Annotated in this window: 12 protein-coding genes; 1 reads left to right on the forward strand and 11 read right to left on the reverse strand. The window is 67.8% G+C overall.

The window, feature by feature from the left end:
- Nucleotides 1–165: 165 nt before the first annotated feature.
- Entirely contained in the window at nucleotides 166–1,170 is a 1,005-nt protein-coding gene (gene hemH, locus QT386_RS16300; RefSeq protein WP_289274798.1) for a ferrochelatase, read from the forward strand.
- Nucleotides 1,171–1,298: 128 nt separating this feature from the next.
- Here the strand turns inward: hemH and QT386_RS16305 are convergent, their stop codons facing one another.
- From QT386_RS16305 to QT386_RS16355, 11 genes are all read right to left on the reverse strand, one after another.
- A complete protein-coding gene (locus QT386_RS16305) occupies nucleotides 1,299–2,849 on the reverse strand; it encodes a cryptochrome/photolyase family protein (RefSeq protein ID WP_289274799.1) in 1,551 nt (516 codons plus the stop codon).
- A 153-nt stretch (nucleotides 2,850–3,002) separates the two neighbouring features.
- On the reverse strand, nucleotides 3,003–4,985 hold the full coding sequence (locus QT386_RS16310) for a PhoX family phosphatase (protein ID WP_289274800.1): 1,983 nt from the start codon (nucleotides 4,983–4,985) through the stop codon (nucleotides 3,003–3,005).
- A gap of 148 nt (nucleotides 4,986–5,133) precedes the next feature.
- Nucleotides 5,134–5,823, reverse strand: a complete 690-nt coding sequence (locus QT386_RS16315; RefSeq protein WP_289274801.1) for a hypothetical protein — start codon at nucleotides 5,821–5,823, stop codon at nucleotides 5,134–5,136.
- On the reverse strand, nucleotides 5,820–6,497 hold the full coding sequence (locus QT386_RS16320) for a hypothetical protein (RefSeq protein WP_289274802.1): 678 nt from the start codon (nucleotides 6,495–6,497) through the stop codon (nucleotides 5,820–5,822). The genes QT386_RS16315 and QT386_RS16320 overlap by 4 nt, the downstream gene beginning before the upstream one ends.
- A gap of 92 nt (nucleotides 6,498–6,589) precedes the next feature.
- Complete coding sequence (locus QT386_RS16325; RefSeq protein WP_289274803.1) at nucleotides 6,590–7,336, reverse strand: hypothetical protein; 747 nt, start codon at nucleotides 7,334–7,336, stop codon at nucleotides 6,590–6,592.
- Between the two features lie 68 nt (nucleotides 7,337–7,404).
- Nucleotides 7,405–8,433, reverse strand: coding sequence for a hypothetical protein (locus QT386_RS16330; RefSeq protein ID WP_289274804.1), 1,029 nt, complete (start codon nucleotides 8,431–8,433; stop codon nucleotides 7,405–7,407).
- Nucleotides 8,434–8,565: 132 nt separating this feature from the next.
- Nucleotides 8,566–9,624 carry an HlyD family efflux transporter periplasmic adaptor subunit gene (locus tag QT386_RS16335; protein ID WP_289274805.1) on the reverse strand — a complete coding sequence of 353 codons (1,059 nt, stop codon included), beginning with the start codon at nucleotides 9,622–9,624 and terminating at the stop codon, nucleotides 8,566–8,568.
- Nucleotides 9,621–10,649: an efflux RND transporter periplasmic adaptor subunit gene (locus QT386_RS16340; RefSeq protein ID WP_289274806.1), complete on the reverse strand. Its 1,029-nt coding sequence runs from the start codon at nucleotides 10,647–10,649 to the stop codon at nucleotides 9,621–9,623. The genes QT386_RS16335 and QT386_RS16340 overlap by 4 nt, the downstream gene beginning before the upstream one ends.
- 10 nt (nucleotides 10,650–10,659) lie before the next feature.
- On the reverse strand, nucleotides 10,660–11,298 hold the full coding sequence (locus QT386_RS16345) for an ankyrin repeat domain-containing protein (protein ID WP_289274807.1): 639 nt from the start codon (nucleotides 11,296–11,298) through the stop codon (nucleotides 10,660–10,662).
- A gap of 8 nt (nucleotides 11,299–11,306) precedes the next feature.
- On the reverse strand, nucleotides 11,307–12,170 hold the full coding sequence (locus tag QT386_RS16350; RefSeq protein ID WP_289274808.1) for a peptidylprolyl isomerase: 864 nt from the start codon (nucleotides 12,168–12,170) through the stop codon (nucleotides 11,307–11,309).
- Nucleotides 12,171–12,286: 116 nt separating this feature from the next.
- The gene (locus QT386_RS16355; RefSeq protein WP_289274809.1) at nucleotides 12,287–15,070 is read right to left on the reverse strand and encodes a hypothetical protein; all 2,784 of its coding nucleotides are present in this window, start codon (nucleotides 15,068–15,070) and stop codon (nucleotides 12,287–12,289) included.
- Nucleotides 15,071–15,175: the final 105 nt, after the last annotated feature.

Below are 15,175 nucleotides of genomic sequence, written 5' to 3' on the forward strand. Positions count from 1 at the left end.
CGCAGGCCAAGAAGCTGGCGCCGACGCTGTCGGCGGAGCAGAACATCGTCATCAACCTGTCCGGCCGTGGCGACAAGGACATCTTCACGATCGCCAAGCTCGAAGGGATCTCGCTGCTATGACTGCCGAGGCGAGCCGGGGCGCAAGCCAGAGCAAGGCGACCCAGTGAAGCCATCCGATCATATCCAGGGTCCCGCGCGTCGATGCGGTGTCCTGCTGGTCAACCTCGGCACGCCCGACGCGCCGACGGCACCCGCGATCCGCCGCTACCTGCGCGAGTTCCTCAGCGACCGTCGCGTGGTGGAGTTCAGCCGCCTGTTCTGGCTGCCGGTGCTGCACCTGTTCATCCTGCCGCTGCGGCCGCTGAAGCTGAAGCACGCCTACGAGTCGGTCTGGACCCCGCAGGGCTCGCCCCTGATGGCCTTCTCCAAGCGCCAGCAGGCGGCGCTGCAGGCCGCCCTGGGGTCCGAGGTGCCGGTGGCCCTGGCGATGCGCTACGGCAATCCGTCGATCGCCGATGCGCTCAACGCGCTGGGCCGCCAGGACGTGCGCCGCATCGTGGTGCTGCCGCTGTATCCGCAGTACTCGGCCACCACCACGGCCACGGTGCTGGACAAGCTGTTCGAGCTGCTGCGCGCCTGGCGCTGGCTGCCGGAGCTGCGCACCGTCAACCAGTACCACGACGATGCCGGCTATATCGGCGCGCTGGCGCAGAGCGTGGAGACCCACTGGCAGGCACAGGGCCGCGGCGAGCACCTGCTGATGTCCTTCCACTCGATCCCGCTGAGCTACTTCAAGGCCGGCGATCCCTACTTCTGCCACTGCCACAAGACTGCGCGCCTGCTGGCCGAGCGCCTGGGCCTGGCCGAGGGCCAATGGTCGGTGAGCTTCCAGAGCCGCCTGGGCCGCACGCCCTGGCTGCAACCCTACACCGAGCCGCGCGTGCAGCAACTGGCCAAGAAAGGCCTGCGCAAGCTCGACGTGATCTGCCCCGGCTTCTCCGCCGACTGCCTGGAGACCCTGGAGGAGATCGCGCTGCGCTACGGCGAGAGCTTCCGCAAGGCCGGTGGCGAAGCGCTGCGCTACATCCCCGCCCTCAACGACAAGCCGGCCCACATCGAAGCACTGAAGGCAATCGTCGAGAGAAACTTGGCTGGCTGGCGAGAATAGAGCCCGTATGGAGGCTGCAACGATCGTGCTTTACGCCGCATACGCGGCACTGCCCGCCTTACCGGATTTCGGGGTGCCTGGGCCATCGGCTATGGCAAGGTCACGCACAGTTTAGCCAGCGCAGAGAACTAACCCTGGGGCTGCCCTCCGGTCTGCCGGATGGCGCGGGCCTTGAGCGTGATGGCTTGCCTGCGCGCCAGCCCGAAGCCATCCAGATGGCGCAGTGGCATGGCCATGCGCGGATTCTTGCGGAGACGCTCCTGGTGCCGGATCAGGAAGTCCCAGTACAGCACGGTGAAGGGGCAGGCACCGTCGCCCTCCGACTCCCGCGGTGAGTAGCGGCAGCCGCGGCAGAAGGGGCTCATGCGATCAATATAGGCGCCGCTGGCAACATACGGCTTGCTCGCCATCAGCCCACCGTCGGCATATTGGCTCATTCCCAGCGTATTCGGCAGCTCGACCCACTCGACGGCGTCGACGTACACGGACAGGTACCAGCCATGCAGCGCCCTGGGCTCCACTCCGAGGAGCAAGGCATAGAGGCCGGTCACCATGAGCCGCTGAATATGATGGGCATATCCGTGACGCAATGTCTGGGCTAGTGCGTCGCGTAGGCATGCCATCTCGGTCCTGCCGGTCCAGTACCAGTCCGGCAGCGGCTCGCGCGCGTCCAGCGCGTTCCGATCCATGTATTCGGGCATCTGGGTCCAGTAGACACCTCGCACGTACTCGCGCCAACCCAGGATCTGGCGGATGAAGCCTTCTGCCGCCGGCAGCGGGACTTTGCCGCTCTGCCAGGCGTGTTCGGCGGCGCCGACGACCTCGCGTGGATCAAGCAACTTGAGATTCAGCGCGGCGGACAGCTGCGAGTGGAACAACCAGGGCTCCTGCGGCCACATGGCGTCCTGATACCGGCCGAAGTCCGGTAGCCGCTGCTCGATAAAGCGCTCGAGTGCGTGGAGGGATTGCTCTCGCGTGACGGGCCAATGGAACTCGTCAAGCGTCCCGGGATGATCGGGAAACTGCTCCAGGACGAGTTCGATCACCTCTCGGGTGATGGAGTCGGCCTCGAATCGTGGAGGGGCCGGATGTCCCTCAGGACCCACCCGTCCGAATGATGCCCGGTTCTGCGCATCGAAGTTCCAGGCCCCTCCAGCTGGCGCACCGTCCCGCATCAGCACATTATGGCGCCGGCGCATCTCCCGGTAGAAGTACTCCATGCGCAGCTGCGAACGCGACTCCGCATGGCGGCGGAACTCGCGGACGCTAAGATAGAAATGGCGGTCATCGCGGACCTCCAGGGGAAGGCGATGGTCGCGAGCCACCGCGCGCAGTGCCTGCAGCACTCGCCAATCACCCGGCGCCGTCATGATCAGCCGCTCGGGCCGATGGCGTTCGATGGCAAGCCCGAGGCTGACCGCGAGGGTATCGGAGCCCCGGGCGTCATCGAGCCTTCCGTAACTCAGCGAAAGGCCGCTCTTGCGCAGTTGATCTGCAAAATGTCGCATGGCCGAGAGGAACAGGGCGATGCGTTGCTTGGAGGACCAGACATGGGTCGATTCCTCGCGGACTTCGGCCATCCAGACCTGGTCGCGGCTCCGGTCGAATCCGTCCAGGGCGGACGCATGGACGTCCAGTTGGTCACCCAGGATCAGAACCAGGTTCCTGCACTTGCGCATCACCCGCATCCCGCCACGGGCGAGCGCGGGGGAACCTCAGGCATGAGGGGGCCTGACTCCGACGAAGTTGATCGCCGCATGCTTCTTGGTTTTGTCACACCTGCTCTACGACTGCGGCGGGGGTCGCGGATGCACCGGCAGGCGAACGAGGCCTCAGGTACCGACCTTGCCGCCGTCGGCCTTCCAGATCACCACCGTGGCAGGACGCGGGCGGCCGCCGGCACCGTTGTCGGGCCAGCGTGAGAAGGCCAGCGGATCCTGCTCCGGCCTGGTCTCCGGCTGATTGGGATGGCCGCCGTACTCGCCCGGGTGCTGGATGTTGACGAACACGCAACGCTGGTCGGGGGTGAAGCTGATGCCGGTGATCTCGCAGGCGGAGGGGCCGACCATGAAGCGGCGGATCTCCTTGCTGTGCGGATCGGCCACCAGCATCTGGTTGTTGCCCATGCCGGCGAAATCGCCGGTGTTGGAGTACTTGCCGTCGGTCTCGATCCACAGGCGGCCGTCGGCGTCGAAGGACAGGCCGTCCGGGCTGTTGAACATATTGTCGGCGTTGACGTTGGACGAACCGGCCTCCAGGGTGCCGGCATCATGCGCCGTGGGGTTGCCGGCCAGCACGAACAGGTCCCATTCGAAACGCTCGGCGGCCGCATCGCCACCGGCCTCGCGCCAGCGCACGATCTGGCCATAGACGTTCTTCTGGCGCGGGTTGACGTCGTCGGTGCTGCTGCGGCCGCTGTTGTTGGTCAGTGTGCAGTAGACCTCGCCGGTCTTCGGATGCACCGCCACCCATTCCGGGCGGTCCATCCTGGTGGCGCCCGCCGCATCGGCGGCCAGGCGGGTGGACACCAGCAGCGCGCCCATGTCCGGATACAGATCGCCGAGCGTGCCACCGGCCACTGCGGGCGTGTCGAGCCGCAGCGGAATCCACTGGCCGTCACCCATCATGTCGCCGCTGGCGGCGCCCGCGCCGAATTTGGCGACGTACAGCGTGCCACTCTCCAGCAGGTTGCGCGCCTTGTTTCCGGCATCGGACAGCGCCGGATCATGGGCGGCGTCGGAGACGAACTTGTAGAGGTAGTCGTCCGCCTGATCGTCGCCCATGTAGACCACGACGCGGCGGTCAGCCGCCAGCCGCAGCGCGGCGTTCTCGTGCTTGAAGCGGCCCATCGCGGTGCGCTTCTTCGGCGTGGACGAGGGCTCGAAGGGATCGATCTCCACGATCCAGCCGAAGCGGTTGGATTCGTTCGGCTCCTTGGCATAGTCGAAGCGCTCGTCATGCTCCTCCCAGCGGTATTCGCTGGCGGCGGCGGAGACGCCGTAGCGGCGCATCAGCGGGCTGCGGGTGTCTTCGCCGCCGGTCGTGCCGAAGTAGTTGTTGAAGTTTTCCTCGCAGGTCAGGTACGTGCCCCAGGGGGTGTAGCCGTTGCCGCAGTTGTTGATCGTGCCCAGCGATCCCTCGCCCGTGGGACTGGCGGTGGTGCGCACCTGGGTATGACCGCGCACGGGGCCGGTGAGCTCCATCGCTGTGTTGGCATGGATACGGCGGTTGCAGGGCGCGCCCACCACCACCTGCCAGCTGCCGTCGGCCTGGCGCTGAACCTGGGCCACCGACACGCCGTGGGCGTGCTGGCTCTTGCGTACGTGGTCCTGCGACCAGGGCGTGTCGCCCGACTGCACGTCTGGTGTGAAGAAGTATTCCGGGTTGATGTACTCATGGTTCATCACCAGCAGGCCTTCGCGGCTGTTGCCGGCACCCAGCGGGAAGAAACGCATGCCGTCGTTGTTGTCGCCGAACTGCATCACCTGCGCGGCCGCGTTCTCGCTGGCGTCGCCCTTCCAGGCCGGCGAGTCGGCAAACAGCGGATCGCCCCAGCGGCACAGCACGGCATGGCGGTAACCCTCCGGTACCACCACGTCGTCGCCGCTGTTCGCGGCCACCGACTTGAAGCCCAGCAGCGGATAGGCGTCGCTGCGGTCGCAGGCGGAGAGCCCCGCCCCGAAGAAGCCGACCGCGCCGAAAGCCAGGCCGGCCTTGAGCACGTCGCGGCGGGAGTAGATCATCGCGGCAACCTGGTTCAGGTGCAGGTTGGCGGAGGGATTGCTGGAGACGTCGTCGGCGTCGGTGGCTTTCATGGTCGCGGGTCCGATTGGCGTTAGGCGGCCATGGATGGCCGCGGCAAACCGGGCACGCTAGTGACGGCAAATGACAGCAGCATGACCCCAGGGCTGGGAAAAATGGCCTAGCGAACCGACCGTAGCCGGCCCGCCAGGAAAACCCCAGTCAGTGGAGGACCAGCGTGAAGCCGGAGATGGCCTCGGCCCGGTCGAAGCCCCGCAGTTCCGCGAAATCGGCCGGCCGCTTCGGGAATCCGACGGCGCCGCTGATGCAGAGCGCGCCCCGCCGGCCAGCCAGCGCGCCGCTGCCGCTGCCCTGCACACCCATGCAACCGGTGGCGCGATAACGCACGGGAAAAGGGCCGCTGCCTCCGGGGATCGGGCCGAGCTCGAACAGCAGGCGCCCCTGCAGCGGGATATCGGTCTCCGTCAGGGGCGTGGCGGGGTCGTCGAGCAGTTCGGTCAGCACCGAGCCATCGGCCAACTCCAGGCGCAGGCGCGTGGAGCCAAGATCTGTGAGGGTATTGGGGGGCAACCCGACAGATGTGCGATCGACACGCAGGCGGATGTTCCACCCGACCACCTGCCCGACCACCGGGCCCTCGCCTTGCCATTGCGCATCCGCGGCATCCACGGTCGCCACACGCACTGGGCCGGAGAAGTTCCAGCTCACCCAGTCCTCGCCGCTGCCGCTGCGTTGTCCCTGCAGATCGTAGTGCAGCGAATACTTCAGCACCTCGGCACCGCTGAAGCTACGCAGGCTCCGCAGCAGGATGTCGAGCGCACTTTCGATAAGGCCGGCGGAGGCGGACAGCGAAAGTCCCAGTAGCAACGCGGCGAGGCAGAGGCGCTTCATGGGCGCTGGCCCTGCACGGTGATGGCGCAGTCCGAGCGTCCGGTCAGCAGACTGCCCGCCAGCAGTTGCAGCAATGCCGCCAGCTCCGCCGCATCGCCGCCGTCGGCGAAGCCGGCCAGGGCCTGCGCCAGCGTGGCCGGTGAAGGGCTGGAGAAATCGAATTGGCCGTTCATGCAGATGGTGCCGCGTCCGCCGGCCAGCAAGCCCAGGCCCATCACCTCCTGAGTGCCGCCGCAGCCGACGCCGCGCAGACCGAAGCCGATACCGCCGGTCTGGGGCGACAAGGCACCGAGGTTCTGCAGGAAGTGTCCCTGCATGGGGATATCAAAGACGGCGGAGCGCAACGGCTCGCCGTCAGGCGCGGTCGCATCGCCGGGAAGCAAGGGGCGCAGCAGGGCACCATCCGCGAAATGGATGCCGCAATCGATGCAGCGGAACGTCAGGAAATCACTGCTGGTGGGCGAGCGTGCGGGATTCACGCGGAACGCCACCACCGCCGGGCCGAAGCGGCCCAGGCTACGGCTGCCCTTGCCGGTCACGCGCCCCGTGGCGGGGTCCACGGCCGAGGCCACCATGTCGCCTTCGAAGCGGAAGAACACCTCGCCAGCCGCCAGGTCCACGTAGGGGGCCTGGGGCGTGGCGTTGACCTCGAAGTGGATCAGCAGCGAACGCAATCCCGCCCCGCCCGGGGGCGAGGAGGGCTCGCTGCAGGCCGCGAGCAGGCCCAGGCAGACATACAGTCCTGCCCGGGCCCGCCGCTTCAGCCTCAAGGGCAACCGTTGGCCTTGACCGCGACACCGGCCGGCGTCGCCGGGCATTGGTCGGCACCGTCCTTGATGCCATCGCCGTCGCTGTCCACGCCGCAGTCCTGGCGACGGCCGCTGGGATCGACCACGGCCACGCTGCACTCGGCCGGCGCCGCGTTGCGGAAGCCGCCCTCGCGCAGGAAGTACAGCGGCACCTGCAGGCCGACGTTGATGCGGTAGTCCAGCAGCCAGTCCTCGCCGCTCACCGACTTGTCGTTGACCTGGAGTTGGGCGCGCGCTTCCGTGCGCAGCGCCAGCCCGTACCAGGGCAGAGGGAACAGAAGGCCGGCACCGGCGCTGGCGCCGAGGTGCAACTCTTCCTCGCCGTCCACGTCCTCGTTGACCAAGCCGACGCCGCCCAGGATCAGCGGCGTGAAGGCCGGCAGCGCGGCGATGCCGACTTTGGTGCTGGCGTAGTGATGCACCCAGTCGACGAACAGCGCGGTCTGGTAGTCCTTGCCGCCGTCGAGGTCACGCTTGCGGCTGACGTCGAACAGGCTCACTTCCAGCGCGTTGTTGGTGCCGTAGTCGAGCGGAATGCCGACGCTGATCTGCAGGCCGCGGCCGCTGTCGGAATCGCGGGCGCTGTCGGAAATCTCGTGTCCGTAGGAAATGCCGGCATACGGGATGTCGTAGCCGGCGGTGGTGACCGCAAAGGCAGGCGCGGTGCTGAGCCCTGCGAGCAGGGCCATGGTCTTGAGCTTCATTGCTTCCCCTTGTGCGCCGGCATCCCTGCCGGCTCCCTTGTAATCGTTGGTTTGCCGCTGCCGCTGTATCAGCAGGGGTTGGCCGGGTTGATGGCGGCGCGCAGTTCGCTGGCGCTGATCGACTGCGTCGCTCCGTTCAGGTCGAGATCGGCGCTGCCGTCCGGCTTGAAGCGGAACACCGCCTTGCTCGACGCCGACGTCACTTCCAGCGTGCCCGCGACGATCTGATCGCCGTTCTCGCCGAAGGCCAGACCGTCGCTGGTGCTGACGGTGGCCGTGCCGCCGCTGCAGGTCCTGGAGCTGTAGCCGTAGGGGCCGCTGACGCTCAGCAGGTCACCCTGCACGACCTTGAACGGCGTGCTGGTGTTGCCGACGTCGGCACTGAAGAACTCGCCGCCGGAGCGGGCATAGCGGTAGGCGTAGACGGCGCGCGCGTCGATCGGGGTGCCCTGCAGGCTCTTGACCTCGGACAGGCCGCGATAGCTGACCTTGGTGCTGTCCACCAGGCGGGAGCCGTCCTTCTTCTCGAACAGCTCGGTGTAGAAGTCGCTGCCGCTGCCGGCGCTGCCGTAGCTCAGGCCCGCCGCGCTGCCGCTTTCCTGCACGCCGTTGAGCGACAGGGTCTGCGTGACGTTGCCCTGCTGCGGGAAGGCCGACTTGCAGTTGATCTCGCTGCTCCTGGACAGCGCCGTGTCCGCTGACTGCCCGCCGAACAGCGTGTAGTTGCGGCTGGCGCTGCTGTCCTCGGTGGTGAAGCTGCCGCCACCCGGGCAGTTGCCGGAGCTGCTGTCGGCGGCGCCGACCTGCGCACGCTCGTTGTTGTTGAAGGCCCAGGGGCGAACGCGCTGCGAATCGGCGTTGCCGCTGTTCCAGGCGGAGGCGCCGCCGGCCACCTGGTTGGCCAAAGCGCCGATCACGCCCAGCTCGCGCAGGGCGTCGGCCTTGGACCCCAGCGCCGCAGCGCTGGTGTTGATGTCGCGGCTCTGCGGCACCGCCGAATCGGTCGCCTGGTCGCTGCGGCTGCAAGCGGCCAGCGTCAGCAGCGAACCTGCCAGTGCGAATCCCAGAATCTGTTGAATCTTGTGCGTCGTTGCCATGAATCCCATCGCTCCCTGATTTCTGAGGACCGCAAGCGGTCCATGGTGTCTTGATTTGCCTGAACTCTAGACAAGCGTTCCCTGCGCCAGAAGGAATTTTTTTGCGGCCTTCTTCCAGACCGTGGCATATGTTTATTCCGCTTGGTTAAGGTACTGCTCGAGCAGGGCTCCGCCCTGCACCACCCGGCGCTCGCCGGCACCCCAGGCTGCACATTGCGGCCCGCGCTTGAACACGAAACGCTCGGGTGCCGCATGCAGCCAGACGCCAGACTCGCCATTGCCCAGTGCCAGGCAGCCCTGGCGCGCGGCCTGCGCTTCCGGTGCCGCAGCATCCAGCTCGATTCGGTGCAGCTCGCCCGGCAACAGCGGTCGCGGCGGCGGTGACTGCGCCTCGAACAGCAGCTTCCAGCCGGTACCGCCGCGCTGCGGCTCGCTGCCGCGGTAGAGCAGGGGCAACGCGGCGTCGCCCAGGCGCAGCGTCGCGCCACGCAGCCGCGACGGCAGCGTGGCGTCATGGCTCAGCGCGGCGAGCTGCAGGCGCTGCGGATCGGCGATCTCGAACAGCAGCTGCCCCGCGGACACGCGCTCGCCCTCGCGCACCGGCGCGCTGGCCAGCGTGCCATCGGCAGGCGCACGCAGCGGTTGCGGCACCGCCAGGCCCAGGCCGGCCAGCTCACGCTGGCGCTGCAGTGCACGCCATTCCAGGTCGGCCTGCTCGTAGTAGACGTTGTTCTGCGTGGCCGCGGGATTGTCCAGCGCATCGGCCTGCACTCGCAGGCGCTCGAAGTTCATCCGGGCAATGCGCAGCTTCTCGTCCAGGCGCGCGATCTCGGCCTGGCGACGCGCCGTTTCGGCCTGCGCCATCGTCGGCCGCAGCCAGGCCAGCAGTTCGCCCTTGCGCACCCGCTCGCCGGGCAGGCGCCAGCGCTCCGCGGGCTCCAGGGTCCCGGACTGCGCAGCGCGCAGCTCGCCGGAGTAGCGTGGATCAGCCACCACCTCGGCCAACAGCGATCCGGCGGACACGCCGCCGCCGACCGCGGTGCGGATGCCCAGCAGCCGCTGCAGGCTCTTGGGCACCAGGAGTTCGGCCTCGCCGATGCGGCGCACACTCTCCGCCGGCACCGTGGCCGCCTGGACGGAAGCAACCATGGCCAGTGCGACCACCAGCGGCGAGAAGCGCAGGGTCTTCACGGCTCGCGCCCCGACAAGGCTGCAGCGCCGTCGATAACCACCCGTGAATCCGGCGCAAGACCTGCGACGCGAACCCAGCCGTCCGCCAGCACGGTGGCCGATACCTCGCGGAGCGCGAAACGCTCCGCGGCCTCATGCAACCACACGAACTGTTGCGCGCCACGCGTCTGCAGGCTGCGCGCCGGCAGCAGCCAGCCGGCCTGCGTACGGCGCGACAACCTCATGCGTAGCGGCTGGCCAACGGCCAGGGGCTGCGCCGTTGCACCGGCGGCATAAAGGGTACGGCGCGAGCGCGAAACCGGGTCCAGGGTCTCTCCCAGGAAGCCCAGCGGCAGTCGCTCCCCCTGCAGCGTCCAGGCCGCATTGGCCGAAGCGCTGTCGTAGTCCTCACCGTCGAACAGGAGTTCCACCGCCACGCCGCCGCTACTGTTCAGCTCCAATAATGTCTCGCCTTCCGCTGCGACACGCCCGCTGCGCAAGCCGGAACGCAGCACGATGGCGGAGGCCGGTGCACGGATCGCCACGCGGCCATCCAGCGCATGCCGCAATTCCAGCTGGCGAGCTTTGGCGATGCGGTAGTCGGTCAGGATCTGGATGGACGGCGTCGGCAGGCGCACGTCGAGGTTCTCCGCCTCGTCGATCGAGTAGCGGTCGATCTGCAGGCGGCCCAGTTGCACGTCGCGCTCCACGCCGACGCGTTCGGCTTCCAGGTCGCGGCGCTGCGGTGCCGTCAGCGCCGGACGCAGCCAGGCCAGCAACTGCCCCGCGGCCACCGTGTCGCCCGCCACCGCGAAGCCTCCCGGCGGTGGTTCCAGCGTGCCGGCCTGGATGCTGGTCACGCGCAGGTGCCGCCGCGGGTCCACCACCACGCGCGCCGGCAGCAGCACCGTGGCCGGCGCGTCGGCGCGCTGGGTGCGCAACAGCAGGCGTCGCTGCTCGGCCTTGTCCAGTTGCAGCACGCGCTCGCCCGGCGCCGCCCATGCCAGCAGCGGCAGGCACAGCAGCAGGGCGGTGGCGCGGCGCATCAGCGGTGCGTCAGGGCGTGGCGCGGGCGGCCGTCGCGGGCGATGGCGCGTCCTTGAGCAACGCCACGACTTTCTGCAGCCCCTTGAGCTGGGCGATCCGCAGCGGTGTGTAGCCGGCCTTGGAGGCCAGAGCCGGATCGGCACCGCGCGACAGCAGGTAGCTGACCTGCTCCTCGCGCCCGCTGACGCTGGCGAGGTACAGCGCGGTGATGCCGCGGTCGTTGCGGCCGTTGACGTCGGCGCCGGCCTCGAGCAGCAGGCCCAGAAGGTCCGGGTCGGCACCGGCATAGACCGCATGGATCAGCGGCGTCCAGCCTGCGCGATCCGCGAGCTCGGGATTGGCGCCGCTATTGAGCAGCAGCTTCACCGCCAGGATCTGCTTGTGGCTGACAGCACCGATCAGGGCCGTCTGGTCCAGCGAGTCGAAGGCGTTGACGTCGAGCCCGGCCTTGAGTTCGCGCGCGACATCGAGCAGTTCACCCGCGCGCGCGTGGTTGACGAAGAAGGCGACGCGCTCTTCCTGCGTCAGCGCCGGCTGTGCGTCGGCGACCGGCGTGGCAGCCGGCTTGTCCGCTTCCGGCGAACCGGTGGTGGCGCAGGCGGCCAGCAGCAGCGGCAGCAGGGCGAAGACGACCTTGTTGGGATTCATATCGGTCCTTACTTGCTGTTACGGGCGACGGTGCCGGGGTTGCTGATCTTGGCGCCGGCGGTCAGGCGCGCGGTCAGTTCCTCGATGCGGATCTGCGCGGCCTTCTGGCGCAGCGCTTCCTTGACCGAGTCATCCAGCGCCTCGAAGGTCTCGGGGTTGGCAACCGCGCGCGGGGCCTCTTCGAGCTTGATCACGTGCCAGCCGAAGCGCGTGCGTACCGGCGTCTTGGTGTATTGGCCCTTCTTCAGCGACTCGACGGCGTCGGTGAAGTGGTGATCCACGAAGATGTCGGGGCGGAACCAGCCGAGGTCGCCACCATTGGCCTGGCCGCCCGGGTCCTGGGTGCTGCGCTTGGCCAGCGCGGTGAAGTCCTCGCCCTTGCCGAGCTTGGCGATCAGGTCCTGGGCCTGCTCCGGCGTCTGCACGAGGATGTGGCGAATCTTGTATTCCTGGATCTTGCCGTTGGCCTTCTTGAAGTCGTAGCTCTTCTTCAGCACCGAATCGGTGATCGGATCCTTAGCGAAGAAGTCCTCCAGGTAGGCGCGCGACAGGATCACGCGGTTCTGGAAGGCCAGTTGATCGGCGATCACCGGGACCTTGTCCAGGCCCTGCTTCCTGGCTTCCTGCGCCAGCACTTCCTGGGTGATCAGCTCGGCGCGTGCGGCCGCCTGGGCGTCGGCATTCTCCGAGCGGTTCGACTTGTTCTCGGGATCGATGCCCTGGCTCATCAGCAGCACGTGGTTGCGGCTGATGGGCTGGCCGTTGACCAGCACGTCCGCGGCCAGGCCCTGAGAGGCGGGGGCGGCGAAAGCTGCGGTGGAGGCAAGCAGGCTGCCGAGCGCCAGTGCGTAGATTGTCTTCTGAAGTTTCATGTGTCTCATCTCAGGTGAATCAAGGTCGGTTACACGGCCGTTGAAGCCGAAAAGGACGCTGCCTGCTTGCGCAGGCAGCGTCCGGTTTCCATCACGGCCGCTTTGTCGGCCTGGTGTTACTGCGCGCCATCCGCGTCGATCGGCTTGGCCGGGTAGTAGCCCGGGCCAAACAGTGCCGCGCCGTCACGCTCGAAGGCCGCCGCGTGCGGCTTGGCGCCGCCCTTGGCACCGCGAGCGCCCGGCCAGGTCCAGCCGTCGCGCGCCTTGCTGTCGAAGTCCAGGCAGGGCGTGCCGAGCAGTTCGTCGGTGAACGAGGTGTCGAGCACCGTCGCGCCGGTCTTGCGGTCGAACTTGCCGAGGCAGATCGTGCGGTCGCCGTCGGAGCCGGTGCCCGGACCCGGGACGTGCTGCAGTTCCACGAAGTACTGGATGAAGGCGAAGCGGGCGGAGCCCGAAGCCTCCGGCTGGCCTTCCACCTGGTCACGCGGCGGGCCGAGGCCGTTGACGACCTTCGGACGCAGGTCCAGGTAGCCACCCTCGCCGTTCGGTGTGCGCTGGTGCCCGACGCGGTCGTACAGCGTGAAGTGCGGACCACCGTGCGTGTACAGGTTCTGCAGCGAGTTGAGGTTGCCGCTGCCCGGCGTACCGCCGTCGCCCGAGGGCTCGCCGCCGGTCTGCTGGCCGTTGAGGATGATGCCCGCCACGTCCAGGCCATCCAGCAGGCCCAGGCCGTCGACGTTCAGCTCCAGCAGGCTGCGGATGGCACTGCCGTCCAGCACGTTGCCGGCCGCGTCGGTGATGTTGTTCAGCAGCGTGCCGGGGTTCAGCACGTTGTCGAGCACGCTCACCAGGCGCAAGCAGCCGGTGCCGACCTGGTCGGTGTTGGAGGACACCGTAGTGGGCAGGCCCTTGCCGTGCGGGCCGGTCTCGAACTGGCCGATGGCGCCGCGGATACGCGGGCAATCGTCCGCCTCGTTGTTGTGCTTGAGCACATTGAACTTGCCGCTGGCACCGGCGAAGCGGTTGCTGCGCGTGGCCGAGGTACCCAGCGAGGTGTTGGCCGGCCGCGTGGCATCCGGCGGCGGGAAGTCGCAGGCGATACGGGTCGCGGCGGTGTCTGCCTTGCCCTTGGCCAGCAGCGGACGCACGTCCACGGTCAGCACGCGGCGGCTGTGCTGGCGCGGGTAGTCACGGTCGAACACGGCACTGCCCGAGGGATCGATGCTGGGCGGGCTCTGGATGCCCGATACCGGCTGGATCAGGAAGCGGTCGTCGTCCGACAGCGTGAAGTACGACACGCCCGAGCAGGGGCCGACGTCATACACCGGACGCCAGTAGGGGCCGTTGCCGCCGTAGGCGTTCGGCTGGTCGCCGCGGATGGTGATGTCCGGCGAGTAGTACAGCACGCCACCGCACATGCTGGCGGTGAAAGCGCCGTCATGCGGCACGTAGTCGGCGTCGCCCGGCTTGCAGTCGGAGGAGCTGATCTTGGAGGCGTCGTTGGCCGACACGCCGGCCTTGGTGACGGCGGCGTCGTAGGACGGATCGCCCAGGTTTTCCCAGCCCTTCTGGCCCACGCAGTGATGCGACTGGTGCGCCAGGCCGAAAGCCATCAGGCCCTCGTTCTCTTCATGGAACAGAACCTCCTCGCGGCGAGGACCATCCGGCACGGCGCTGACCGAGCGGATGTAGGAGTTGCCGGAGTAGACGTTGGCTTCCTTCAGCGAGTCGCGCGTCTTGCCCAGGTTGTAGACGCCGCTGGTCTCCCACACGCGCACCGAGGCGCCGTAGGTGGAGCCGCAGATGCCCAGGGGGCCAGCGTTGACGGTCTGGTTCTTGGCACAGAACACCGACAGTGCGCCGTTGATAGCGGCGGCACCGATGGAGGCCGGCACGGCGTAGTCCGAGGTCGCCAGGTACTTGCCGTCATAGGTCAGGCCCATGCCGTGGGGCTGGGACTCATGACCGGCATCGGAGTTGCCCAGGAAGAACACGCCCTGGTTGCGCTTGCGTGACTCGCGCTGGTCCGGGTAGCTCGTGTAGTTGGTCGGGTTGCGCGACTGATTGGCGCTGACACAGCCCGGGTACTCGGTGATGCCCTTGTGTCCCGGCTCGGCGCTGTCTTCCGGCGTGGTGCCGCCAACGCAGCCCAGCAGGCCGACGGTCTCGAGCAGCGGCGCCACCGCCGGAACCGACGGGGTGCAGATGCCGGCCACCGTCGGCGCGTTGCGGCCCGGGTCGATCTCCGTGACCGTGCCCATGGCGCCATAGCCGTAGCTGCCCATGTAGGTGTAGATGATCTTGTGATCACCACCCGGCGCCGGCATGACGATGAAGTCGTCGGTCAGCGAAGAGCGCTTGGGCTGCGTACCGCAGACCACCAGGTCGGCCTTCTGGATGTTGCGCACGCTGGTGATGTCGTAGCGGAACACGTTCTTGCTGATCACGCCGCCGCCGAAGGTGTACTTGCGGCCCTTCTGCAGGCCATCGCCACCACCGGAGATGTACGAGGTGTAGCTCAGCATGTGATGCGGGTCGTTGTGCGCATCGGAGTTGGCGATGATGCCGCCCGGCAGGATGTTGGACAGCGTCACGCGCGGCAGCTCGGCGGTCCAGATGACGTCGCCGTAGCGGGTGGAGTTGGGCTCCACGTCGACCACCGCCAGGAAGTCCTGGGCGCTGTCCGGGCTGCAGGTTCCGATGGGGACCGGCAGGGCGCAACCGTCGCCCGTCCAGACCAGCAGCACCGAGCCGTTGGGAATGATCTCCCCCGTGTACTTGTTGATGGCGGCAGGCGCAGACGCCTGAGCCGCTCCCGCCGCGGCAATCACGCCGCTGGCCGTTGCCGCGAGTGCAACTCGCCGCAACGACCGCAGGACTCCCTTGGAAAATTTGTACATATCCACTCCTGTGGCTTTCGCTTGTTTGTGCCGCACGACAGGCGGCATTCGGAGCGGAGAATAGCGATGCACAAGAGCTCGTAGACCCTTACGGAAATAGAAGAT

The sequence above is a fragment of the Solimonas sp. SE-A11 genome, assembly GCF_030345715.1.
Lineage (GTDB): Bacteria > Pseudomonadota > Gammaproteobacteria > Nevskiales > Nevskiaceae > Solimonas_A.